Origin of the sequence: Paenibacillus sp. FSL F4-0243 (assembly GCF_037963295.1) — a bacterium.
Taxonomy (GTDB): domain Bacteria; phylum Bacillota; class Bacilli; order Paenibacillales; family Paenibacillaceae; genus Paenibacillus_AQ.
This window is the reverse complement of the sequence record NZ_CP150151.1, coordinates 6,504,393-6,527,910: the sequence shown is the minus strand read 5'-3', so window position 1 is coordinate 6,527,910 and position 23,518 is coordinate 6,504,393. Positions and strand designations below refer to the sequence as shown.

General features: G+C 45.8%; 25 protein-coding genes. All 25 read left to right on the top strand.

Translation table 11 applies throughout. The annotated features are described in order from the left end of the window. The first annotated feature begins 23 nt into the window (after positions 1-23). Positions 24-257, top strand: a complete 234-nt coding sequence (locus NSS87_RS28970; protein WP_042192476.1) for an AtpZ/AtpI family protein — start codon at positions 24-26, stop codon at positions 255-257. After that, positions 250-627 carry an ATP synthase subunit I gene (locus tag NSS87_RS28965; RefSeq protein WP_042192473.1) on the top strand — a complete coding sequence of 126 codons (378 nt, stop codon included), beginning with the start codon at positions 250-252 and terminating at the stop codon, positions 625-627. Before NSS87_RS28970 ends, NSS87_RS28965 begins: the two co-directional genes overlap by 8 nt. A 29-nt stretch (positions 628-656) precedes the next feature. Beyond that, positions 657-1,424 carry a F0F1 ATP synthase subunit A gene (atpB, locus tag NSS87_RS28960; RefSeq protein ID WP_042192471.1) on the top strand — a complete coding sequence of 256 codons (768 nt, stop codon included), beginning with the start codon at positions 657-659 and terminating at the stop codon, positions 1,422-1,424. 104 nt (positions 1,425-1,528) lie between these two features. Then, the gene (gene atpE, locus NSS87_RS28955; protein ID WP_039877624.1) at positions 1,529-1,741 is read left to right on the top strand and encodes a F0F1 ATP synthase subunit C; all 213 of its coding nucleotides are present in this window, start codon (positions 1,529-1,531) and stop codon (positions 1,739-1,741) included. Between the two features lie 97 nt (positions 1,742-1,838). Continuing rightward, positions 1,839-2,327 (top strand): F0F1 ATP synthase subunit B, encoded by a 489-nt coding sequence (gene atpF, locus NSS87_RS28950; protein WP_042131371.1) that lies wholly within the window; start codon positions 1,839-1,841, stop codon positions 2,325-2,327. Next, a complete protein-coding gene (locus NSS87_RS28945) occupies positions 2,324-2,875 on the top strand; it encodes a F0F1 ATP synthase subunit delta (protein ID WP_042192468.1) in 552 nt (183 codons plus the stop codon). The genes atpF and NSS87_RS28945 overlap by 4 nt, the downstream gene beginning before the upstream one ends. Before the next feature lie 11 nt (positions 2,876-2,886). Further along, on the top strand, positions 2,887-4,398 hold the full coding sequence (gene atpA, locus NSS87_RS28940) for a F0F1 ATP synthase subunit alpha (protein WP_042131369.1): 1,512 nt from the start codon (positions 2,887-2,889) through the stop codon (positions 4,396-4,398). 147 nt (positions 4,399-4,545) lie between these two features. Beyond that, on the top strand, positions 4,546-5,415 hold the full coding sequence (gene atpG, locus NSS87_RS28935) for an ATP synthase F1 subunit gamma (RefSeq protein WP_042131368.1): 870 nt from the start codon (positions 4,546-4,548) through the stop codon (positions 5,413-5,415). A gap of 261 nt (positions 5,416-5,676) precedes the next feature. Next, positions 5,677-7,077 (top strand): F0F1 ATP synthase subunit beta, encoded by a 1,401-nt coding sequence (gene atpD, locus NSS87_RS28930; RefSeq protein WP_042192466.1) that lies wholly within the window; start codon positions 5,677-5,679, stop codon positions 7,075-7,077. Positions 7,078-7,180: 103 nt separating this feature from the next. After that, complete coding sequence (locus NSS87_RS28925; RefSeq protein WP_042131365.1) at positions 7,181-7,597, top strand: F0F1 ATP synthase subunit epsilon; 417 nt, start codon at positions 7,181-7,183, stop codon at positions 7,595-7,597. Between the two features lie 196 nt (positions 7,598-7,793). Further along, positions 7,794-8,051, top strand: a complete 258-nt coding sequence (locus tag NSS87_RS28920) for a DUF1146 family protein (protein WP_042131364.1) — start codon at positions 7,794-7,796, stop codon at positions 8,049-8,051. Positions 8,052-8,252: 201 nt separating this feature from the next. Then, a complete protein-coding gene (gene murA / locus NSS87_RS28915) occupies positions 8,253-9,629 on the top strand; it encodes a UDP-N-acetylglucosamine 1-carboxyvinyltransferase (protein WP_339243784.1) in 1,377 nt (458 codons plus the stop codon). A 512-nt stretch (positions 9,630-10,141) separates the two neighbouring features. Further along, the gene (gene spoIID, locus NSS87_RS28910; protein ID WP_339243783.1) at positions 10,142-11,116 is read left to right on the top strand and encodes a stage II sporulation protein D; all 975 of its coding nucleotides are present in this window, start codon (positions 10,142-10,144) and stop codon (positions 11,114-11,116) included. Positions 11,117-11,177: 61 nt separating this feature from the next. After that, complete coding sequence (locus NSS87_RS28905; protein WP_042192459.1) at positions 11,178-11,912, top strand: M23 family metallopeptidase; 735 nt, start codon at positions 11,178-11,180, stop codon at positions 11,910-11,912. A 271-nt stretch (positions 11,913-12,183) separates the two neighbouring features. Then, positions 12,184-12,471, top strand: a complete 288-nt coding sequence (spoIIID, locus tag NSS87_RS28900) for a sporulation transcriptional regulator SpoIIID (protein WP_019915029.1) — start codon at positions 12,184-12,186, stop codon at positions 12,469-12,471. Between the two features lie 129 nt (positions 12,472-12,600). After that, entirely contained in the window at positions 12,601-13,599 is a 999-nt protein-coding gene (locus NSS87_RS28895) for a rod shape-determining protein (RefSeq protein WP_042192456.1), read from the top strand. 47 nt (positions 13,600-13,646) lie between these two features. Further along, positions 13,647-14,525, top strand: coding sequence for a flagellar hook-basal body protein (locus tag NSS87_RS28890; protein ID WP_149645345.1), 879 nt, complete (start codon positions 13,647-13,649; stop codon positions 14,523-14,525). 52 nt (positions 14,526-14,577) lie between these two features. Next, positions 14,578-15,399 (top strand): flagellar hook-basal body protein, encoded by an 822-nt coding sequence (locus NSS87_RS28885; protein ID WP_339243781.1) that lies wholly within the window; start codon positions 14,578-14,580, stop codon positions 15,397-15,399. Between the two features lie 10 nt (positions 15,400-15,409). Further along, complete coding sequence (locus NSS87_RS28880; RefSeq protein ID WP_042192450.1) at positions 15,410-15,646, top strand: DNA-directed RNA polymerase subunit beta; 237 nt, start codon at positions 15,410-15,412, stop codon at positions 15,644-15,646. 257 nt (positions 15,647-15,903) lie between these two features. After that, positions 15,904-16,326 carry a 3-hydroxyacyl-ACP dehydratase FabZ gene (gene fabZ, locus NSS87_RS28875; RefSeq protein WP_076285655.1) on the top strand — a complete coding sequence of 141 codons (423 nt, stop codon included), beginning with the start codon at positions 15,904-15,906 and terminating at the stop codon, positions 16,324-16,326. Positions 16,327-16,373: 47 nt separating this feature from the next. Further along, positions 16,374-18,095, top strand: a complete 1,722-nt coding sequence (locus NSS87_RS28870; protein ID WP_339243779.1) for a phospho-sugar mutase — start codon at positions 16,374-16,376, stop codon at positions 18,093-18,095. 134 nt (positions 18,096-18,229) lie between these two features. Further along, positions 18,230-20,266 carry a DUF5693 family protein gene (locus NSS87_RS28865; protein ID WP_339243776.1) on the top strand — a complete coding sequence of 679 codons (2,037 nt, stop codon included), beginning with the start codon at positions 18,230-18,232 and terminating at the stop codon, positions 20,264-20,266. Beyond that, positions 20,242-21,378 carry a polysaccharide pyruvyl transferase CsaB gene (gene csaB / locus NSS87_RS28860; RefSeq protein ID WP_042192441.1) on the top strand — a complete coding sequence of 379 codons (1,137 nt, stop codon included), beginning with the start codon at positions 20,242-20,244 and terminating at the stop codon, positions 21,376-21,378. The genes NSS87_RS28865 and csaB overlap by 25 nt, the downstream gene beginning before the upstream one ends. 6 nt (positions 21,379-21,384) lie before the next feature. After that, positions 21,385-22,140, top strand: a complete 756-nt coding sequence (locus NSS87_RS28855; RefSeq protein ID WP_042192439.1) for a WecB/TagA/CpsF family glycosyltransferase — start codon at positions 21,385-21,387, stop codon at positions 22,138-22,140. A 116-nt stretch (positions 22,141-22,256) separates the two neighbouring features. Beyond that, on the top strand, positions 22,257-23,384 hold the full coding sequence (locus NSS87_RS28850; RefSeq protein ID WP_339243775.1) for an MraY family glycosyltransferase: 1,128 nt from the start codon (positions 22,257-22,259) through the stop codon (positions 23,382-23,384). The last annotated feature ends 134 nt before the right edge of the window (positions 23,385-23,518 follow it).

Sequence of the window (23,518 nt, the reverse complement as noted above, 5' to 3'; positions counted from 1 at the left end):
TAAAATTAGTTGGGATTGTAGCCATGAAAGAACAAAATAGCAGGGACAGCTTGTTACAGACCGCGCTTATCATTGGAAGTGCAGGCACTATACTAGCCGCTTACATTGTTATTGGTTTTTTTGCGGCAAGGTGGCTGAAAGACTTGATGGAGGGGCCAAAATATTGGCTCGCTATTGGCACTATAACCGGAATGATTCTGGGAATTGTGAACGTCGTCCTGTTAATTAAAAAATTTTTGGGGGAGCAGAATGGATAATATGACTCCCATGATCAATACCGTCACTAGAGTTACGCTCGTCCTTATGGCAGGACTCTTAATGGGCTGGGCGCTTCATCATGAGACCAGGGATTTTACACTGGGCATGACTCTGGGTCTGGTGGCGGGATTGGTAAACTTTCGTTATCTGGCCGTCAAGGTTCGACGGGTAACGCAGTCGATTGCGAGCAACGAAGGGAATGCCTTCAGCCTCGGTTTTGTTACACGGATTAGCTTCGCAATTTTGGTCACCATGTTCGCGGTCAAGATTGAGCATTTCTCCCTGGTAGCAACTGTTTCAGGCGTATTCATTCCTCAGCTTCTCGCCATTCCTGCGGGGATATATCTGAGTGTGAAGAACAAACTTTAACCAGATTAAAGAGAAAGGGGGATGATACTATGCATGAGATGCCGAAAATCTTTGTCGGGGGAATACCGATAGATATATCAGCCGTATTGATGCTTCTGATCAGTTGTACAGTAGTATTTGTGCTGGTGATGCTGTCGGTTCGTAAGCTTTCGGTTGAGAATCCATCTAAGCTTCAGAATTTTATGGAATGGGTTGTTGAATTTGTAGAGGGTGTCATAAGCAGTGCCATGGACCTGAAGAAAGGAAAACCTTACATATCTTTGGGGCTAACGTTGATTCTGTTTATCTTTGTTTCCAACCTTCTTGGATTGCCTTTCTCAGTTGTAACTGAAGCACATGGACCTGTAACCGTGTTTGGCCATGTGATTGAAGCAACCAGGAACTTGGCGCATGGTGATCATGTTGAGATCTTATGGTACAAGTCGCCGACTGCTGACATTAATATCACTGCAGGATTGGCAATTATTGTGTTTATACTGATGAACTTCCTGGGCATTAAGCTCAACGGCAAGCATTATTTCAAACACTATATTGAGCCGTTTCCAATCTTTTTGCCACTGAACATTATCGAGAACCTGGCAAAACCAGTAGCGCTGGCTATTCGTCTATTTGCTAACATTTTTGCCGGAGAAGTACTGATTACAGTCATTTTGAAGCTGGGGATTCTCAGTATTCCGTTCCTGGCTGTATGGCAAGGCTTCAGTATTTTCGTCGGGGCACTACAAGCGTTTATCTTTACGATTCTGACGATGGTTTATATCGCACAGATGACGATTCACGAAGAAGAAGCACATTAATGAACTGCTGCGAAGGGAACGGTTATTGTCTAATTTTCTTTCGCGGGAGATATCTTATATCATTAAACACATTATGAACCGAAATTAAAGGAGGATATTTACAAATGGAATTTTTAGCAGCAGCAATAGCGGTTGGATTGGGTGCACTTGGCGCAGGTCTTGGTAACGGTATGATCGTTAGTAGAACAGTTGAGTCCATCGCTCGTCAACCAGAAGCTCGTAACGCGCTTCAAACAACAATGTTTATCGGTGTAGGTATCGTCGAAGTTATTCCGTTGGCAGCAACAGTTATCGCATTCCTGATCATGTTTTCTTAATAAACCGTATTTACGGTTTGGCGGGGACGGCCGATGCCATCCGCGCCTTACTTTTGTATACGTCCGCATGACGCGGTAACGGAAGGGAGTGACCTCAGTGGAAATTGTTTGGACAAACATCGTATTTTCAATTGTAGCCTTTGGGATTCTATATTTCTTGCTCAGTAAGTATGCGTTCAGCAAACTGTTCGCAGTTATGGAGAAACGCCGTGAGCTGGTAATGCAGCAAATGGATGAAGCTGCGAAGACTAGAGAGCAAGCGGTCGCGTATGTGGAAGAGCAGAAGCAGGCGCTGAACAGTGCACGCCAGGAAGCTCAACAGATTATTCAACAATCGCAAATTACTAGTAATCAACAGGTAGAACAAGCTTTGGCGCAAGCTAAAGTTGAAGCTGCACGCGTCAAAGAAGAGGCCGTGCGCGATATCGAGAACGAGAAGAATAAAGCAGTGGAAGAGTTGCGCAGCGAAATTGGAACGGCATCTGTTCGTATTGCTTCTAAACTTCTTAAGAAAGAAGTTAGTGCTAGCAGTGAGCAGGAGCAGCTTGTGAACCAATACCTCAATGAGGTAGGAGGCCGATCATGAGCCGCGATACGGTAGTTGCCAAGCGCTACGCTAAAGCATTGTACAGTGCAGCGGTAGAGAAGGGGATTACCCTTGAAGTAGAAGAACAGCTCAAGGCAGTGGTCGAAGTATTACATTTAGACCAAGAGGTACAGCGGTTTATTCTTGCACCACGTATCTCGGAGTCCGACAAGCTGAAAGTGCTGCGCACAGCACTTCAAGATAAGCTCTCTCCTATTGTAATGAACATTGTAGAACTGTTAGTAGAGCGAGGCAGAACCGATATTTTTGCCGAACTGCTGGATACGTATATCAAGATTGAAGGAGACGCTCTTGGCATTGGTGATGCTAAGGTATACTCCGTTTATTCTTTAAGTGAAGAAGAACAAGCGGCTGTAGCTGCAGAATTCGGCCAGCTCGTAAACCGTAAAATTCGGGTTACGAATGTGGTCGATCCAAGCCTGCTGGGAGGACTGAAGGTTTATATCGGCGATACGCTGTATGACGGAAGTCTTTCTAGTAAATTGGAACGTCTCGAGAAATCCTTTAATGATAAGCATAGAAGATAGGGGTGAGGATATTGGGCATCAGACCTGAAGAGATCAGCACTTTGATCAAAAGTCAAATTGAGCAATATAAAGCCGATATCGAAGTTGCCGAAGTGGGCACCGTCATTCAAGTCGGAGACGGTATCGCTCGTGTCTACGGTCTGGAAAACGCAATGGCAGGCGAGTTGCTAGAGTTCTCCAACGGTGTAGTGGGCATGGCGCTCAATCTGGAAGAAAGCAACGTCGGTGTTGTTATTCTGGGTGAGTACAAGGAAATTCGTGAAGGCGATCAAGTAAAACGTACTGGACAAATCATGCAAGTTCCAGTTGGAGAGGCCCTTCTGGGTCGTGTTGTTAACGCACTCGGTATGCCGCTTGACGGTAAAGGCCCAATCCAAACGACGGAGTTCCGTCCGGTTGAGAATAACGCTCCTGGTGTTATCGACCGTAAATCGGTTCATGAGCCAATGCAAACTGGTCTTAAAGCGATTGATGCGATGGTACCAATTGGTCGTGGACAACGCGAACTTATCATTGGTGACCGGCAAACAGGTAAGACTGCAATCGCAATCGATGCGATTATCAACCAAAAAGGCAACGGAATGAAATGTATTTATGTTGCCATTGGACAAAAACAATCCACAGTAGCACAGGTTGTAGAAACTCTCCGCCGTCATGGCGCGTTGGAATATACAATCGTTGTAACTGCTTCGGCTTCAGAGCCATCCCCGCTGTTGTATATTGCTCCATACGCAGGTTGCGCAATGGGCGAGTACTTTATGTACAAGGGCGAACACGTACTGATCATTTATGATGACCTTTCAAAACAAGCTTCGGCTTATCGCGAATTGTCCTTGCTGCTTCGTCGTCCACCGGGTCGTGAAGCGTTCCCTGGTGACGTGTTCTACTTGCACTCCCGTCTTTTGGAACGTGCGGCTAAGCTTAGTGATGAGCTTGGTGGTGGTTCATTAACCGCGCTTCCGTTCATCGAAACACAAGCATCTGACGTATCGGCTTACATTCCTACGAACGTAATCTCGATTACAGATGGTCAAATCTTCCTTGAATCCGATCTGTTCTACTCTGGTCAACGTCCGGCGATCAACGTCGGTATCTCCGTTTCCCGTGTAGGGGGCTCCGCTCAGATTAAAGCGATGAAGAAGGTAGCTGGCTCGCTCCGTTTGGATCTTGCTCAATATCGTGAACTTCAAGCTTTCTCACAGTTTGGCTCAGATCTTGATAAATCTACGCTTGCTCGTCTGAATCGCGGAGCACGTATGATGGAAGTTCTGAAACAAGGTGTAAATCAGCCGTTGTCTGTTGAGCACCAAGTGCTTAGCTTGTACACAGCTGTAAAGGGATACTTGGATGATATTCCTGTTAAAGACGTAAAACGTTTTGAAAAGGAATTCCTTGCTTACATGGACAGCAGTGCTGCTGAAGTTGCTCAATCCATCAGAGATACCAAGGATTTGACAGCAGATAACGAAGCCGCTCTTAAAGCAGCGATTGATAAATTTAAAAGAGGCTTTGCTACTAGCTAATCGTACCTAAACGAATCTTACTAAGTGAGCTTTGGCTCTGCCGAAGCTCAGGCTATTACTTATAAAGTAGGCTTTGAATTCGTCAAAGCTAAGAAGATGCTTACGAAGTTAGCTTTGACTTCGTCAAAGCTTTAAGGTGGTGAAATCATGGCAAGAAGCATGCGTGATATTAAACGTCAAATTAAGAGTGTTCAAAACACAAGACAGATCACAAAAGCGATGGAAATGGTAGCCGCCTCCAAGCTGAGAAAAGCCCAGGAGAAGGCAATTGCCGCCCGTCCTTATGCTGAGAAGCTGAAAGAGGTTGTATCGAGCATTGCTGCCGGTACAGAAGGCGTTCAGCATCCCATGCTGGTCAGTCGCCCTGTGAAAAAAACTGGTTATCTTATCGTGACCTCTGATAGAGGGCTTGCGGGAGGATACAACGCTAATATTTTACGTAAGGTGACGATGCTCATCGCGGAACGACATAAATCCAAAGATGAGTACGCCTTGTTCGTTATCGGTCGTAAAGGCCGTGACTTCTTACGCCGCCGTGAATATCCGATTGTACAGGAAGTTACTGAGCTATCGGATGCGCCGAAATTTGCTGACATTAAGTCTATTGCTAATTCGGCAGTACAACAGTTTGTAGATGGTACGTATGATGAGTTGTACGTTTGCTACAACCAATTCGTCAATGCGATTACCCAGATCCCAACCGTTGATCGACTGTTGCCTATGGAAGGCGTAGGAAATCATGAGCATCATGAAGCGACTGCAAATTACGAATATGAACCTTCACCAGAAGGCGTACTCGAAGTACTACTTCCGAAATACGCCGAAACTTTGATTTATAGCGCAATTCTGGATGGCAAGGCCAGTGAGCTGGGTGCGAAAATGACAGCGATGGGCAGTGCAACAAAGAACGCGTCGAAAATGATCGGAGAACTTACCCTTACGTACAACCGTGCCCGTCAGGCGGCAATTACGCAGGAAATTACCGAGATCGTGGCCGGAGCGAACGCTCAGTCTTAAAAATACAAGAACAGTTAAGCAACGTGCTTGACTTGCCTTGTATTTTACGAGAAACAGTGCCGCATGGAGCGATACATAGTATCGCCCGCTTCTGGAGTATGGCTCCTTAAGAACGGCACTGCAGTTCTTCTTAAAATATAAGAAAGTATAGGTTTTACACTATACAAAATGCTTATATTTCTACGAGAAACGGTTGTCATCTTTATAAGACGACAGCGTCGTTTCTTCTTGATGTAACAGCTTTCGAGGAGGGAAATGAAGATGAACAAAGGACGCGTTGTAAGCATTATGGGTCCGGTTGTCGATATTGAATTTGAACGCGGCCAATTGCCCGAGATATTCAACGCTATCAAAATTGAAACCGTCTTGGACAATGGTCGCCAGATTAACCTAACACTTGAGGTTTCCAATCACTTGGGAGACAATTTGGTACGTTGTATCGCGATGTCTTCTACAGATGGTCTGGTTCGCGGACTGGATGCGATTGACCAAGGTGGTCCTATTTCGGTTCCTGTAGGGGAAGCGACATTAGGCCGGGTATTTAACGTACTTGGAAATCCAATTGATAACGCTGGTGAAGTTGTTGCTGAAATAAAGAACCCGATTCACCGTTTGGCTCCGACATTTGATGAATTGTCGACACAAGCCGAAATTTTGGAAACGGGTATTAAAGTTATCGACTTGCTTGCACCTTACGCTAAAGGCGGTAAAGTTGGTCTGTTCGGCGGTGCCGGTGTAGGTAAAACAGTAACGATTCAAGAATTGATTAATAACATTGCCCAAGAACACGGCGGTATTTCCGTATTCGCGGGTGTGGGTGAACGTACTCGTGAAGGTAATGACCTTTATCACGAAATGACGGACTCCGGCGTTATTAAGAAAACAGCAATGGTGTTCGGACAAATGAATGAGCCCCCAGGCGCGCGTCTGCGCGTAGCTTTGACCGGTCTTACTATGGCGGAATATTTCCGTGATGTAGAAGGTCGCGATACGCTGCTCTTTATCGATAATATATTCCGCTTTACCCAAGCGGGTTCCGAAGTATCCGCTCTTCTCGGACGTATGCCGTCCGCGGTAGGTTACCAACCAACCCTGGCTACTGAAATGGGTCAGTTGCAAGAGCGTATCACTTCTACCAAAAAAGGCTCCGTTACTTCCATTCAAGCAATCTACGTACCAGCGGATGACTACACTGACCCTGCTCCGGCAACTGCGTTTGCTCACTTGGATGCAACAACTAACCTTGAGCGTAAGATTTCCGAGAAGGGGATTTTTCCAGCGGTTGATCCACTGGCTTCCAGCTCGCGTCTGTTAGCTCCGGAAATTGTTGGTGAAGAGCATTACAATGTGGCACAAGGTGTTAAACAATTGCTGCAACGTTATACCGAACTTCAAGACATCATTGCCATCTTGGGTATGGATGAATTGAGTGAGGATGATAAGGTTATCGTAGCTCGTGCTCGTAAAGTTGAGCGGTTCCTGTCACAGCCTTTCCACGTAGCTGAACAGTTTACCGGCTTCAAGGGTAAATACGTGCCAATCAAAGAAACTGTACGTAGCTTTAAGGAAATCCTGGATGGTAAGCATGATGATCTTCCAGAAGCAGCGTTCCTTTTTGTGGGTACAATCGAAGAAGCGGTTGAAAAAGCGAAATCGATGTAACACTGAGCTTAGTGAATGCTTTCGAAGCGGGCTTTACTTCGTAAAGCTAAGTGTATGCTTTCGATGAGAGCTTTACTTCGTAAAGCTTTAAGGAGGAATGGAAGTGAATACCTTTTTGTTGGAAATTGTCACGCCGGAGCATCTCGTCTATTCTAAACAAGTGAATAGCTTGACAGTACGGGGAGTCGAAGGCGAGTTGGGTATTTTGCCGGGACACATTCCGCTTGTGACTCCACTTCAGGTTGCTCCGTTATCCGTCAAATCGGACGGTGTTACGATCTCCATCGCCGTTCATGGCGGTTTCGTTGAAGTGCATAAGGACAAAGTAACAGTGCTGGCCGAAAGTGCTGAGCTGCCAACGGATATTGATGTTGAACGCGCCGAGGCTGCTAGAGAACGCGCTCAGCGCCGTCTCCAGACTCGTAGCAAACAAGATGATATCGATCACCGCCGTGCGGAGTTGGCGCTGCAACGCGCTGTTACACGGATTAAAGTGTCCACTGGTAAAGGACAACAGTAGGATATAAGCGGTCAAGCTCTAAGCTTGACTGCTTTTTTTGTTATAGTAATCTATGTAGTAAAGGTTAAGATTTCTTCATTTTTTTGGATATTGGCATTGAATTGTTTAAAAATTTGTAAAAGTACTGGATTCTTTTGCCCTGCGCAAGTATGATATAAGAGTCGATTTCCGAGTAATACGAACACGGAGGGTTAGCATGGGGGATATATTGTCCAATGGATGGTCTAGTGCCGCTGGAACCAGCAGCATGATCTCAATGATTGTTTCTTTGCTCAGTGTTGTATTATCTTGGTGGGCATTGCAGAACCTTAAGCTGGATTTGGTCATAAGATATCCCAAGAGTCCTCAAGGAAGGCTGCTGCACTTGCTTTTGGCTATTGTACTTGGTCGTTTAGTTGCAGGATTCTTTTTGGATTACCTTAGCTGGAGTGGGATGATCCGCTATATGTTTTAGGAATATGTAGTTTGGTTATAAGTGTCATAGGTCGCAATGGTCAAAAAGTGTCGAATAATAAGGTTTTATTATGTCAACACTGAACTTTAAGGAACATGCCCGGCTGAATGGGCGTATTGATGGAGTATGCGAATTTTTTTGCAATTACTTTTAATCTAAAAAAATAATTTAAGAAATAATGGACGCGGAGGGAAACCGAAAATGAGCAAATTTATCGTCCGCGGTGGCAACAGATTGACCGGGAGCGTGAAAGTTAGCGGCGCAAAAAATTCCGTATTACCGATCATAGCCGCCTCTCTATTGGCAGAAGAAGGAGTAAGCGTCATTGTGGACGCACCTCCGCTTGATGATGTAATGACGATTTCAAAAATGTTGGAATCTCTGGGTGCAGGGGTTACATATCAAAACGATATTATCCAGGTGGATGCTACAAACATCACTTCCTGTGAAGCACCTTATGAATGGGTACGGAAAATGCGGGCATCTTTTTTAGTCATGGGTCCTCTGTTATCACGGCTTGGTCATACAAGAATTTCTTTGCCTGGTGGCTGCGCCATTGGCACACGACCGATTGATCAGCATTTGAAAGGATTTGAAGCGCTTGGTGCAGAGATTAGTCTCGGCCAGGGCTACATTGAAGCGAAAAGTAACGGTCGCCTGCGCGGAGCCAAAGTGTATTTGGATGTAGCTAGCGTGGGTGCGACCGAAAATATAATGATGGCAGCGGCACTCGCCGAAGGCGTGACCGTGATTGAGAATGCGGCTAAGGAGCCTGAAATTGTCGACCTGGCCAATTATTTGAATGGTATGGGCGGAATCGTTCGCGGTGCGGGTACAGGTGTTATCCGTATTGAAGGCGTAGAACGTCTGCATGGCGTTAAACATCATGTGATTCCTGACCGTATTGAAGCCGGTACCTATATGGCTGCGGCAGCAATTACAGGTGGGGACGTATATGTGGAAGGCGCAATCGCTGATCACTTGGGACCTGTTATTGCTAAGATGGAAGAGATGGGTGTGACCATTATTCCTGATGAGAATGGGGTTCGTGTAATTAGTGACAAACCTCTTAAAGCTGTTGATTTGAAGACTTTGCCGTATCCAGGCTTTCCAACGGATATGCAGTCACAAATGATGGCATTATTGCTGCGCTCTGAAGGAACTAGTGTCGTTACAGAAACTGTATTCGAGAACCGGTTCATGCATGTGGATGAATTCCACAACATGAATGCTGAGATTAAGATCGAAGGTCGCTCAGCAATCGTTACAGGTAATGCGCAATTGGTCGGAGCCAAGGTTTGTGCTACGGATTTACGTGCGGGAGCTGCGCTTATTTTGGCAGGTCTTGTTGCTGAAGGCACTACTGAGGTAAGCGGAACTCATCATATCGACCGTGGATATGTACATTTGGCTGAGAAGCTGTCTGGACTAGGTGCGGAAATATGGCGTATCTCCATGGAAGACACAGCCGCGCAAACGGTGAAGGACGAAACTCTTAAATCAGAAGTAGCCAAGAGCGAATCAAGCAAAAGCGATGAGGTTAAACCTCGCTTTCAGGTTCAAGCAACTTGGGTATAATATCAGTCATTAAGTGAGAACAGGCTGCAGTGATGCGGCCTGTTCTTTTTTTTAATATAAGAGTTTATATGTTCTACGCTATAAAATATCCTTATATTTCTCGCATAAACGCTTACCGTCCTTATAGGGACAGAGAAGGCGTTTTTGCTTGTATTATTAGAAAGTAAATCTGAATCCTCATCTAATGAGGATTTTTTTTCGTTTGTGATTTTTTAACGCGGGGCATAGTGATAGATACGAGAAAGCTAGTCTCTTTCTCTCAAATATTGTTCTAGTAGTTGCTGTAAATTCATATCTATAAGAATCAACAGTGACTCACGGAAGGAGCCATAGAGATGAAAGATTTCCGCTACTTGCGACGTAATAAGTCAACGCGCTGGCACTCGCGTCCCCTTGCTCCCCGGCTCAGGCGCCTCAGTCCCGCCGCCTGGCTCGCAGCGCCTATCCTGGCGGCGCTGCTGATTCCACTGGCGGTTGTCCCGCTGCACCGGGGACAACCGGCGCCTCCGGCCTTGCCGACGGTAACGGCCTCACCAGCCGCACCAGCGGGGCCGGAGGCGGCTGCGCAGGAAGCGCCGCAGCCGAAGGTCTCCGTCTATTTGTCGCGTAGCGGACAAATAGAGACGTTGCCGCTGGAGGAATACGTCAGCGGCGTGCTTGCGGCCGAGATGCCGGCCAGCTTTGAGCTTGAAGCTCTCAAAGCGCAGGCCGTAGCGGCCCGCACCTTTATCCTTCGCCGCCTGCTGGCTGGCGACAGAAGCGGCGTGCCCGTTCCGGGGGCGGATGTAACAGATACGGTGAGCCATCAGGCTTACGTATCTAAGGACACGCTGGAACGGAAGTGGAAGCTCGGCGGAAGAAGCGCCGACCTCGCAAAGCTTCAGCGCGCGGTCCTTGAGACGCGCGGTATCATTATGACCTATAAAGGGCAGCCGATTACGGCCTCCTTTTTCGCCTCCAGTGGAGGATATACCGAGAACTCGGAAGAATACTGGAATGCAGCGATTCCCTATCTGCGCAGTGTAACTAGTCCTTGGGAGAAAGAGATCACCCCAAACTATGCGGTGACATCTACATTCACCATCTCGGAAATACTTACTAGACTTGGGCTAAACGACAGAGTAATCCCTGCTTCAAAAAATACTACCCAATCAGGCATGACAAAAAATATCTCTACTTCCTCTGAATTGCCGGTAGAAGTGTTGTCTCTCACCACCGGACATCGGGTTAAGGAAATCTCTATTGGAGGTACTGTTTTTACTGGAAGAGAAGTGCGAGAAAAGCTAGGGTTACGTTCCAGCCAATTCAGTTGGGGGCGAAAAGGGAATAAAATCTATATAACTACCTTCGGAAATGGGCATGGTGTGGGAATGAGTCAGTGGGGAGCTAATGGGATGGCGAAGGAAGGCGGAACGGCTACTCAAATTCTCAAACACTATTACAGTGGTATCTCTTTTACGCAAATCTCAACTCTTCTGAAAAAATAACTTGAAAGATACGTATAAAAGATAGAAGCCCGGTAACACTGGTTACTGAGGTGATAACCATATGAATGAACAAGACAAAAACAAAACAAACCATGATGAATCTCTCAAAAAATCGCAGGGAGATTCAGGTGCTAAACCTTCTTCATGGAGCAAGATGTTATCTAAACGTTGGGTGTTCCCAGCAGTCTACACGGCGGCAGCGGCAATTATACTAACTTTGGTGTGGGTCTATCAGGATGCCGGCCAAAAACCGCTGGACACCGCCGCCACATCACAGCAAGTAGGAGCTTCGACTAACGAAGCTGGTACTGCAAACAGTAATCCAGATGCCCTTGAAGTTCTTGCTTCAGCGGAAAGCTTGGTTTGGCCAGTAGCCAATCCAGGTGAAGTAGAAGTGGTCAAACCGTATTATGATGAGAATGGTACAGAAGACAATCACGTTGCCGCAATGGTGCAGTATAACGACAAATTTATTCCTAATGTCGGTATCGATCTTGCCCGTGAAGACAACAATACGTTCGACGTCAAAGCAGCGCTTAGCGGTGAAGTTACTAGAGTGGACGATGTTGCAGTGTTAGGTAAGGTCATTGAGATTACCCATCAAGGTAATATGAAGACCGTCTACCAAAGTCTTGGCGAAACGAAAGTGAAACAAGGCGATGTTGTGAAGCAAGGAGATACGCTTGCAACCGCAGGTCGCAGTGAAATCGAGAAGGACCTTGGCAATCATGTACACTTTGAAGTGTATAAGGACGGCAAAGTAGTTAATCCATCAGAGTTACTGCCAGGGCGATAAGAATATTTACTGCAGGGGGCTAATGCCCCCTGTTTTTATGTGAAAAAGGCTTTTCGTAAGCAGCATGCTTATAAAGAGCCTTATTTTTCTATGAGAAACGGTTATTGTCTTTGATGAACCAACGACGTTCCGTCTTGCTAATAACAAGGCTTCTTGGGTTGTCCATTAAATAAAATGAGCCCTCCCAGGCTTGTCATGTCTTGAAAGCGCGAATATATAAGCCCGCCCCTCATATAATGTACCAAACTATCCACAGTTGGGAGGCGGGAGCGTGCACGATTACATCAAGGAACGTACGATCAAAATCGGACGCTGCATCGTGGAAACCAGGCATACGGTCCGGACCATAGCCAAGGAATTTGGCGTTTCAAAAAGCACGGTGCACAAAGACTTGACGGAGCGTCTGCCAGAGATCAACCCTGATCTGGCCGATCAGGTGAAGCACATTCTTGAATATCACAAATCCATCCGACATCTTCGGGGGGGAGAAGCCACAAAAATTAAATATAAAAAAACGACGGGGAAAAAACGTGAGGTTGCTGTAGCATCAAAGCCATAAGATTTTCGGAAATTTAAGGAAATATTCAGCTTTAAAACATTGTGTAGTTCCCCTAAAGTATGTTATTTTTAAATTTAGTACTAACTGCTGTTTTTTCAATTAAAATAACACTTTGGGGGCTCTTTCATTATGTTTAGCAAGGATATCGGAATCGACCTCGGCACGGCCAATGTGCTCATACATGTTAAGGGAAGGGGAGTCGTTCTGGATGAACCTTCCGTGGTCACACTTGAAAGTGATACGAAGAGAGTCCTTGCGGTGGGAGAACAGGCACGTCGCATGGTTGGACGTACACCCGGAAATATAACAACTATCCGTCCTTTACGGGATGGTGTCATTGCAGATTTTGAAGTCACGGAAATGATGCTGAAGTATTTTATCGACCGTGTTGGCGGTCGCACCTGGTATTCACGGCCTCGCATTCTGATATGCGCCCCTACAAATATTACATCTGTGGAACAAAAGTCCATTCGGGAAGCGGCAGAACGCAGCGGGGCTAAGGAAGTATTTATGGAAGAAGAGCCAAAGGCCGCTGCGATTGGAGCGGGAATGGACATTTATCAGCCAAGTGGAAACATGGTCGTCGATATCGGTGGCGGAACGACGGATGTAGCCGTACTTTCTATGGGCGACGTCGTTACCGCTTCTTCGATTAAAGTCGCTGGAGACAAGTTCGATGAGGCCATTTTAAGATATATTAAACAAAAGTATAAATTGTTGATCGGTGAACGGACAGCAGAGGATATTAAGGTTACTATTGGTACGGTTCGACCTGGTTTGATGAAGTCCGAAATGGATATTCGTGGCCGGGACATGGTAAGCGGACTTCCCCAAACGCTCACTATTACGGCGGCTGAGGTAAAGGAAGCATTATGGGATCCGGTTTCTTCCATTGTGGCTGCAGCTAAATCGGTACTGGAGCGTACACCACCAGAATTGTCTGCGGACATCATTGACCGGGGTGTGGTTCTTACTGGTGGAGGTGCTTTGCTTAACGGATTGGACGAGCTACTCTCAGAAGAATTACATGTACCTGTTTGGGTAGCGGAAGACCCTATGCACTGTGTGGTAAAAGGAACAGGAATTATGCTGGACAATTTGGACAAGGTCGTTAAGAAAAAGTTCTAAGCAGCCGATATAAAAGGTAGCATTAGATTCGGAAGGAGACTACCTTCATGATAAGAGGTTTATATACGGCCGCTGCAGGTATGGTTGCGCAGCAACGTAGACACGATACGGCAACACAGAACATCGCTAACTTAAATACTACGGGATATAAGCAGGTTGACAGTGTTAATCATGCTTTTCCGGATGTCTTGATCTCTGCTATGATTAATGGCAATACCACGCCGGTGGGGCGCCTTAACACGGGAGTTTTTGCAGAACAGTCAATATCCCAATATTTACAGGGTGATTTAAGGGAGAGCGGCAAGTCTATGGATTTTGCTTTATCTACAGATTTGCAAGTCGCCGACCCTGTGACGGGTCAAAATATAGCCTTTGATGGTTCAGGGAAATATGTAAGTCCTGAGGGTGAGGTTATTTACCGTCCACAGGCTTTCTTTACCGTTCAGGATGCTGAGGGCAATAACTTATTTACCCGAAATGGAAGCTTCACAGTAAATGCGGCTACGGGAGAAGTGTTGAGCAGTGGAGGCTTCAAGGTTCTGGATTCCACTGGCAAGCCACTTGTCTTGACAGGAAATCAGGACACCCTTAAAGTGGACGGGCAGGGTAATGTACTAAATCCAGTAACAGGACTTCCGACAGGGACCAAGATTGGTGTGAGTGTAGTTACAAAGCCGCAGGAGCTTGTGCGTGATGGTAAAGGTGTGTTTCACGCTGATGATATAGCGGCGGCGGACATTCGTTACTCCAATGCAACTGATAACTTACAGGTGCGTCAAGGGTATTTAGAGGGCTCCAATGTTGACCCTACTCAGGTTACTGTTGATTTGAATGCCGCATACCGGGCATATGAAGCGAACCAAAAGATCGTCCAATACTATGATAGCAGCTTGCAGAAGGCTGTAACTGAAGTCGGCAGGGTATAAGTGCTGCTTATGAAATGGGTTTTACAGGTACAGCTTATAGGAGGTTTGATCTATGAACAACTCAACGATTAGTGCAGCAGTCTCCATGTCCAGCCTTCAGCAGCGGCTTGATATTATAGCGGATAATCTAGCCAATATGGATACAAATGGTTATAAGAGCAAGAAAGGCTCCTTTGAGGATGTGCTGACTCGTGTGCAGCAGCAATCGGATGACTATGATCAGCCGGGCCGCGCTACACCTCTAGGTTTTAATATCGGTTTCGGGACTTATGTGCCTTCGATTACGACTAATTGGGAAGAAGGTCCCCTTAAAGAAACAGGTAATCCAACCGACTTGGCGCTTCAGGGTAATGGGCTGTTTGGAGTTCAGGTCAATGGAACTACAGCTTATACAAGACAAGGTGACTTTCACTTTACGCCTGACACCACCGATACAACCAAGATGGTCCTTGTAGATAATACGGGGAATCCGGTACTGAATACAGCAGGTAATCCTTTAACGGTCCCTGTGGGTGTGAATGCAGCTATCGATGAATCCGGTCGTGTATTAACGAAACAGTCAGAGAATGGACCTGTTCGGGTAGCAGGTACTATAATGATTGTAGAACCTAAGACACAGAATGCTTTAAAGGCAGTGGACGGGAATTTCTATATGCTTGCCGATGGAGTTACAGCACAGCAGGCTTTTGTACAAAGAGCGGCAGGTGAGGCGTCTGGAATTGGAGTACGCTCAGGGTGGCTGGAGCAGTCAAATGTCGATATGACCACAGAAATGACAGAAATGATGCAGATTCAACGTACGTATCAACTCGCAGCTCGGGCGCTTTCTTCCAGTGATCAGATGCTAGGTCTGGCCAATAACATGCGCGGGTAGAGGTGAAGGAATGGAACGTCAGAAAAAGGTGAAGTCGGAAGACAAACCAGAAGACAAGAAAGAGCCGAAGCGGCGAGGATTATCAAAATGGACACTTATCCAGTGGATTCTTATTCCTTTGCTTCTCATAGCTGCACTTGGAGGCGGACTGGTTGTCGGTTACGTTGTCCTTGGCAAAAAAGAGTTTAGCGATGTTCTACAATGGAGCACATGGAAACATGTCTATGATTTGGTTTTTGCTCCATAATTTAAGATGATAACGACTCCCTTCTTGCTTAAGGGAGTTTTCTTTTTTATACGGATAAATGTATAATGGTGGGGGGCCTCGGGCAGCAAAAAGGGCCCTCTCCGCCATGCTATCGCATCCGGTGGAGAAAGCCCCTTATCTCAACCTCCACTTCTGCAGGTGGTGAAGGATATATATAGTTTTTACCGAAGCTGCCTAAATTTATGCAGTTCGGCGAAGAATAAATGAAGTAACATCCGAAAGGAGTTTTGTTAATAATGCTGGATATCAACCAAATTCAAGAAATCATCCCCCATCGGCCTCCATTTCTGCTGGTGGACAAGATCACTGAGATTGAAATGGGTAAACGGGCTGTTGGCATTAAAAATGTAACGATCAACGAACCTTTCTTCGTAGGTCATTTTCCAGGTTATCCGGTAATGCCGGGCGTACTGATTACAGAAGCTCTTGCACAAGTTGGTGCGGTTGCTATTTTAGGGGTAGAAGCGAATCGCGGTCGGATTGGCTTTTTAGCCGGGCTCGATGGATTCCGTTTCCGTGGTCAAGTCGTACCGGGAGATACGCTCACTCTTGAAGTGGAGATTACTCGCCTTAAGGGCAGTATTGGAAAAGGACAAGCTACTGCGTCGGTTGAGGGGAAAGTTGTTGCCTCTGGGGAAATTATGTTTGCGCTCAGCTAATATTAATTAGCGAATATATATTATACATGGAGAAGGAGAGATTCTAAATGACTCAATTAAGCCCAAAAGCGGCAGAAATCTTATCTCGCTGGCTGGAGAACGCATCTGTTGATGAGTCTACGAAGGCGGAGCTGCGCGCTCTGGAGAACGAGCCACAGGAGCTCGAGGAACGATTTTATAGAGATCTAGAATTCGGTACAGGTGGTCTACGCGGTGTAATTGGCGCAGGTAGTAATCGTATCAATCGTTATACGGTAGGTAGAGCTACACAAGGTTTCGCTAAATATATTCTGGAGACGCATACTGGAGAGGGAAGACCTTCTGTTGTTATCGCTCATGACTCCCGTCGTTTCTCGCCTGAATTCACACTTGAGGCTGCTCTTGTATTGGCTGCTAATGGCATTGAGGCTCATTTATTTACTTCTCTGCGCTCAACACCCCAATTGTCGTTCAGCGTGCGCCATTTGAAGGCAACGGGCGGGATTGTTATTACTGCAAGTCATAATCCGCCTGAATATAACGGGTATAAGGTTTATAATTCTGAAGGTGGACAGCTTGTCCCTGACGAAGCCGAAAAGGTCATTTCTTACATATTAGGGGTTGACACTTTTGATGGTGTGAAGCGGATTTCCCAAGAAGAAGCGGAGCGTCAAGGTCTGCTGCACTGGCTTGGTGAGAAGGATGACGAAGCGTTTACCGATACTGTCGCTGCGGTTAGTCTTGCAAGTGAAGAGATCGCCTCTACGCTTGGAAAAGACTTCAAAATCGTATACACCCCGCTACATGGTACTGGTAACCTGCCAGTCCGCCATGTGCTTGAGAAAATTGGTTTTACACAGGTGCATGTTGTACCTGAGCAGGAACAACCAGATTCCGAATTTTCCACTGTAAAATCACCGAACCCAGAAGAACGCGAAGCCTTTACACTGGCTATGAAGCTGGGCGAAGAGTTGAATGCAGACCTCTTAATTGGCACGGATCCCGATGCAGACCGTATGGGGGCAGTGGTTCGTGACAATGAAGGTAAATTTGTTGTTTTGTCGGGCAATCAATCTGGAGCTTTGATGATTCATTATTATTTGAGCCGTTTACAGGAACAAGGTAAGTTGCCTAGCAATGGTGCAGTTGTGAAGACTATCGTGACGAGCGAGATGGGGGCAGCTGTAGCCTCTCATTATGGTGCAACTGTATTTAATACGCTAACGGGATTCAAATATATTGGGGAAAAAATGACTCAATTCGAACAATCCGGAGATTACACATATCTTTTCGGTTATGAAGAAAGCTATGGTTATCTTGCAGGTAACTATGCTCGTGATAAGGACGCCGTTCTTGCGGCTATGTTGATCGCTGAAGCAGGTGCTTATTACAAAGCTCAAGGCAAAACATTATATGATGTTCTTCAGGAATTGTATGAGCAGTTCGGATACTTCTTGGAAAGCCTGGAGTCCCGTACACTGAAGGGTAAGGATGGCGTTGCGCAAATTCAAGGTATCATGAATGATTGGCGTACGAATGCTCCACAAGAAATTGCGGGATCTGCCGTTACAGAGGTGCTGGATTATTCGCTAGGCTTGAATGGTCTGCCGAAGGAAAATGTACTAAAGTATTTGCTGGCTGACGGTTCATGGTTCTGCCTGCGTCCTTCAGGTACCGAGCCAAAGATTAAAGTTTATTTTGCGGTTGTGGGTGAATCCTTGCAGAATGCTAAGGATAAGGTAGCTACACTATCCAAGCAGGTTATGGCTCGTGTTGACGGGGAACAATAAAATAAGAATATAGATCGCGCTCTATATTGTGAAATTATATTTTTTACGTAGAAACGGGTACCGTCTCTAAAAGGATGACGATCCGTTTCTACTTTTGTAAAAAGAGTTTTGAAGTGAAAGAGGAGGTACTTTTGGTGCAGCAAAAATGGCAACGTTGGAATATTTCTTCCCGAAAGTGGCTGTGGATCATAGTTGTGGTTGGCGTTTTAGCTGCCTTGCCAGTTGTCTATGACCGTCTGCAGACGGAGAAGTCTTCCAAGACAGTGGAATTTGTATTTGATTACCGTGATTTAGTTGAAGTAGCAAGCTATCGTGCAAATCCGCAGGATTATATTTCCGAACAGTTAGATCGTCTAAACGATGCTGGTGTTCAGAGTATGGCGATTTACGAAAGCACGCTGGAAGATTATCGGAAGGCGCGTCGTCTAATGATGTGGGGTGCGGCTGATATCGCTAATCTTACGGATACAATCATTCCGGTGAATGAGAACTATACTTATGTTCTTTTTACTAATCCTGATTACTACCAGGCCCTGGCGCCTGTCATTAAAGAGGCATTCGGTAATCTTGGGATTACTTCGAAGGAATGGAGTTTCCGCGGACAACAAGGTCTTATTATTGAGACTCCAATAGAAGATGCTACACTGAAGCCACTTCAGCCGGATCCATTTACACTGGAGATGCTGCATGACAAAGGGTTCACCATTGTACCGCGTCTTGTGGATTCTTTGACTTATAATAACGCGACAGTTAAGAAGCTGTTAGATCGTTATGAAGAATTGGGTGTAAAACGAATCCTATTCGAGGGAGAGTCCGTTAAAGGGTTTAATGATGATGCCGATACGGCTAGTATCACTGACTTTGCAAATCTCCTTAAGGAACGTGGAATCGGAATTGCAGCAATTGAAAATATTAAGAAGCAGCAGAAGGGCTTTAACAAGCTTGCTTATTTGCTGGACTATAACGTAACACGGTTATACTCCCTTAGCGAAGGGGACTCTGCCTTAGATCCAAAAGTGATCTCAGATCGTTTCGCGCTGGCAACAAAGGATCGCAATATCCGCATGATTTATTTAAATACGATTCCTTCACGGAATACAGCTAAGGCACAGATTACAGATACGCTAGACAACCTTGTCACGAGTCTGAGTGATCCTGGTGGTGCCGTTGAGCAGATCAAAGACAATGGGTTTAAGTTAGGACAAGCTACGGCTTTTGAGGTTGTAGATTCGTCTTATCAGCGTTACTTCAAGTTAGTTGCGGTAGTTGGCGCAGTCTCTTTAGTAGCGCTGCTGATTTCTTACTTTATTCCTTGGCTTACGATCCCAGCGTGGGTGCTAGGATTATTGGGAAGTGCAGGCCTGCTGGTCTTGAAACCAGAGCTGTTTGAGCAGGCACTGGCGCTAGCGGCTGCGATAAGTGCACCGACCCTTGCGGTTGTACTTGCCATTCGTAAGGTCAATGAAATGGGACCTCCTCTACGGAGCAATTCCCTTACCTATAAGGCTATGAGCCCGAAACGTCGGTTCACGCATAGTCTGGTGCTTTATTTGAAAACTTCATTAATTTCTTTGAGCGCTGTGCCATTCGTAATCGCACTGCTCAACAACATAACCTACAGTCTAGTGCTGGACCAGTTCCGCGGTGTCAGTCTGCTCCATATGGCACCTATCGGCCTTGTAGCGCTTTATGTACTCCTCTATCGTGGAGAGTTTGTCTTTAACAAGACAGGTAAGCTGCTGCGTACACCAATCACATTAGCTATGGTTCTTGCCGCTATGGTTCTTGGGGTCGTAGGTATGTATTATTTAAGCCGTACTGGAAATAGCGGTAACGTAACACCTCTGGAAATGGCCTTCCGTACATTCCTAGAAAATACGGTTGGTGTCCGGCCGCGTAATAAAGAGTTTTTGCTCGCACATCCGTTATTAATTCTTGGTGCATTCCTGGCCTTTAGATATCGGAATGCAGCGTTTATCATGATCATTGCCGTAATTGGTCAGCTCTCCATGGTGGATACCTTTGCACATATTCATTCACCTGTTCTAATCTCGCTGGTTCGCGGATTGCTCGGTCTTGGTCTCGGACTGATCATTGGTGTAATTGCTGTACTCGTATGGCAGATTGCAGAAGGGTGTTGGAAGCGATGGTCACCACTCCTAAAAAGATAGTTATCTCTGGTTACTATGGTTTCCGTAACAGTGGAGATGAGGCGGTGTTGCAGTCCATTCTAAATGCACTGCAGAAACAGTCTCAAGCTTTGGGTATATCCATTGAACCTATCGTGTTATCCATTGATCCTGAGTGGACCAGCGCCACATACGGAGTGAAATCCGTGCACCGGATGAAGCTTGTTGAAGTCCGTCAAGCGATTTATGAGAGCGCTGGTCTGATCAGCGGTGGGGGTAGCTTGCTGCAGGATGTAACAGGTAGCAAGACTATTCCTTACTATTTAGGTATTATCAAACTTGCGCAGTGGATGGGTAGACCAACCTTTATCTATGCTCAAGGCATTGGGCCAGTGAATCGTAAACTTTTTCACCCTTTAATCAAATCCGTGTTTCGTAAATGTACCTATATATCTGTGCGGGATGAACAATCCCGCGAGCTTCTTCTATCTATGGGGCTAGAACAGAAGAACGTAGAAGTTGTTCCCGATCCGGTAATGGGCTTGTCTTTGCCAGAGGACACGGATGTTGCTACACAATCTTCAGAGTTATCTGATTCACTTCCGGTGATTGGGATATCGGTACGTTTTTGGGAGCAAGACCGCAGAGAACTGGAGGCTCTTGCACAAGGCTTGATTAAGGCCAACCGTGAGGTTCCGTTACATTTGCGATTCCTCCCTTTTCACACCCCTTCGGACAATGAGGCTTCACGTTATCTGATGGATAAGCTGAAGGGAAGTATAACCGAGCATGGTGGGCAGGTCAGTATTTGTGAGGATGCCATTCACCCGCAGCATATGCTACGGGAAGTGGGACAATGCGATGTTCTGATTGGTATGCGACTTCATAGCTTGATCTACGCAGCTGGAAGACGTGTTCCACTGATTGGTATTTCTTATGATCCGAAGATCGATCATTTTCTGGACAGAATTCAGACCCATCCTGTTGGAGCAACGAACACACTTGATGCTGAACATGTTGCTGCCGAGATTGTTCATCTTTTGAACACAGGACAGGAATGGAGAGCGGCACGGGAAGATGTCATTTCCAAGTTGATTCAAGAAGCAGAGGCACCAGCTCGGCAAATCGTAGAATATTTTTACCATAAAGGATGATCTAAAGTGAAAGCAGAAAGCGCGGTACCTACAGTTCCTATTTTTGGAATTAGAGTCTCGAAAGTTGATATGGCAGCAACAGTTGCCTATTTGACGGAGGCTGTTCATACACGTATCCCGCATCAAGTGATTACAGCTAATCCAATTATGGTTATGGCTGCACTGGAAGATCCAGCTTATATGGATATTATGAAATCGGCTGAATTGGTTGTCCCCGATGGGACAGGCGTTGTATGGGCTGCTAATTATTGTAATGAGCCGGTATCAGAACGGGTAGCAGGTTATGATCTGTTACATGAATTGATGCGGCAGGGTGAAAGATATAGTTGGAAGGTATATCTCCTAGGTTCTACGCCTGAAGTGATTCGGGAAACCGCTGAAAGGTTACAATTGCAATATCCGGGTGTTATCATTGCAGGATATCACGACGGTTATTTTGGCCCGGATGCAGATGAAGAAATTGTTGCTGGAATTGTTAAAGCTAATCCTGACTTATTATTTGTTGCCAGAGGTGCAGATAGTCAGGAACCTTGGATTGCTAAATATAAGTCCAAACTGGGCGTTCCGATCATGATGGGGGTCGGCGGCAGCTTTGACGTGATCTCTGGGAAGAGCAAAAGAGCGCCAATAGCCTTCCAAAAAATGAGAATTGAATGGTTGTACCGTCTCCTAAAAGAACCTACACGGTACAAACGAATGCTTGCACTGCCGAAATTCGCATTAAAAGTGGTGCGTGAGAAAGATAAAGTAACAAAAGTCTAGCAAAATGCCGATATTCACCTAGAAAATGAGATAAATAGCCTAAATAAAGGATTGGAATTTGTTTTTGTAACAGCGTATAATTCAATGCGGTAGAGAAATGGGGGTCGACTGATCAAATGTTAATCATATACATCGCTGGATTTATCGTATGCATGGGACTCGCACTTGGCCTCACACCTTTGGTGAAGAAATTCGCCATTAAGATTGGTGCAACAGATGTGCCGAATGCTCGTAAAGTGCACACGAAAATTATGCCCCGCCTTGGCGGATTAGCTATTTTTCTAGCGTTTGTGTTAGGCCTGCTTGCCGTATTGCCGATTATTCCATACGAGTTCACTCCGCGGGAGGTCAACTTCATCAAAGCGCTGCTGTGTGGTGGCGGACTGATTGTACTTATCGGTGCACTTGATGACCGATTCGAATTATCAGCAAAAGTGAAGCTACTGGGCCAAATTATCGCAGCCTGTATCGTTGTTTTCGGCTTTGGTATTACTGTAGATTTTGTGAATATTCCATTTAACAATACGTATTCCTCACTGGAGAGCTGGATTGCTATCCCGCTTACGATTTTCTGGATTGTCGGTGTTACCAATGCCGTTAATCTGATCGACGGGCTGGACGGGCTTGCGGCTGGTGTATCAGGAATTGCAATTGCTACGATTGCGGCAATGGCTTTCGTGATGGGAAACACCATGGTGGCAATGCTGTGTCTGTTGCTTCTGGGTAGCATCATCGGATTCCTGTTCTTTAACTTCCATCCTGCTAAGATTTTCATGGGTGATACAGGTTCGCTGTTCTTAGGCTTTTGCTTGGCATTACTTGCTTTGCTAGGATTTAAACAGATTGCAGTGGTTTCGTTTATTACACCTTTGCTTATTATCGGTGTACCATTGTCGGACACGTTCTTTGCGATCGTGCGCCGTAAGCTGCAAAAGAAACCAATCTTCGCACCAGATAAAGGTCACTTGCATCACTGTTTACGCGAGCTTGGCTTTAGCCATCGCCAGACTGTACTCATTATTTATGGTATTGCTGCATTTTTCGGTATTCTAGCTGTCATTCAATCATCCGCAGCTCTTTATGAAGCGAACTGGGTTACGTTCGTGGTTATCTGTATCATGCTATTCTTCCTGCAAATCGGTGCTGAAATCACTGGTTTGATCGGTAAGACTAAACGGCCGCTGATTGATTTCTTTTTAAGAATGCGTATGAAGGCTAATCCGGAAAGAGGCTCTAAGTCTTAAGCGACTAAGCAATTATTCTAAAATTTTCTAAACTTAACAAAACTCATCCGATTTCGGATGAGTTTTTTGTTGTTTTCCCTAAAAATATCACTACTTATGACCGATAAAGAACAAAGTGAAGGTTTACGAGAACT

Coding starts and splice junctions, on each gene's coding strand:
- murA (WP_339243784.1), top strand. CDS start 8,253: ATGAGCAAATTTATCGTCCGCGGTGGCAACAGATTGACCGGGAGCGTG.
- NSS87_RS28850 (WP_339243775.1), top strand. CDS start 22,257: ATGTTAATCATATACATCGCTGGATTTATCGTATGCATGGGACTCGCA.
- NSS87_RS28905 (WP_042192459.1), top strand. CDS start 11,178: ATGAATGAACAAGACAAAAACAAAACAAACCATGATGAATCTCTCAAA.
- csaB (WP_042192441.1), top strand. CDS start 20,242: ATGGTCACCACTCCTAAAAAGATAGTTATCTCTGGTTACTATGGTTTC.
- NSS87_RS28870 (WP_339243779.1), top strand. CDS start 16,374: ATGACTCAATTAAGCCCAAAAGCGGCAGAAATCTTATCTCGCTGGCTG.
- atpE (WP_039877624.1), top strand. CDS start 1,529: ATGGAATTTTTAGCAGCAGCAATAGCGGTTGGATTGGGTGCACTTGGC.
- NSS87_RS28970 (WP_042192476.1), top strand. CDS start 24: ATGAAAGAACAAAATAGCAGGGACAGCTTGTTACAGACCGCGCTTATC.
- NSS87_RS28885 (WP_339243781.1), top strand. CDS start 14,578: ATGAACAACTCAACGATTAGTGCAGCAGTCTCCATGTCCAGCCTTCAG.
- atpD (WP_042192466.1), top strand. CDS start 5,677: ATGAACAAAGGACGCGTTGTAAGCATTATGGGTCCGGTTGTCGATATT.
- NSS87_RS28965 (WP_042192473.1), top strand. CDS start 250: ATGGATAATATGACTCCCATGATCAATACCGTCACTAGAGTTACGCTC.
- NSS87_RS28920 (WP_042131364.1), top strand. CDS start 7,794: ATGGGGGATATATTGTCCAATGGATGGTCTAGTGCCGCTGGAACCAGC.
- NSS87_RS28880 (WP_042192450.1), top strand. CDS start 15,410: ATGGAACGTCAGAAAAAGGTGAAGTCGGAAGACAAACCAGAAGACAAG.
- atpG (WP_042131368.1), top strand. CDS start 4,546: ATGGCAAGAAGCATGCGTGATATTAAACGTCAAATTAAGAGTGTTCAA.
- NSS87_RS28895 (WP_042192456.1), top strand. CDS start 12,601: ATGTTTAGCAAGGATATCGGAATCGACCTCGGCACGGCCAATGTGCTC.
- fabZ (WP_076285655.1), top strand. CDS start 15,904: ATGCTGGATATCAACCAAATTCAAGAAATCATCCCCCATCGGCCTCCA.
- NSS87_RS28945 (WP_042192468.1), top strand. CDS start 2,324: ATGAGCCGCGATACGGTAGTTGCCAAGCGCTACGCTAAAGCATTGTAC.
- atpB (WP_042192471.1), top strand. CDS start 657: ATGCATGAGATGCCGAAAATCTTTGTCGGGGGAATACCGATAGATATA.
- NSS87_RS28890 (WP_149645345.1), top strand. CDS start 13,647: ATGATAAGAGGTTTATATACGGCCGCTGCAGGTATGGTTGCGCAGCAA.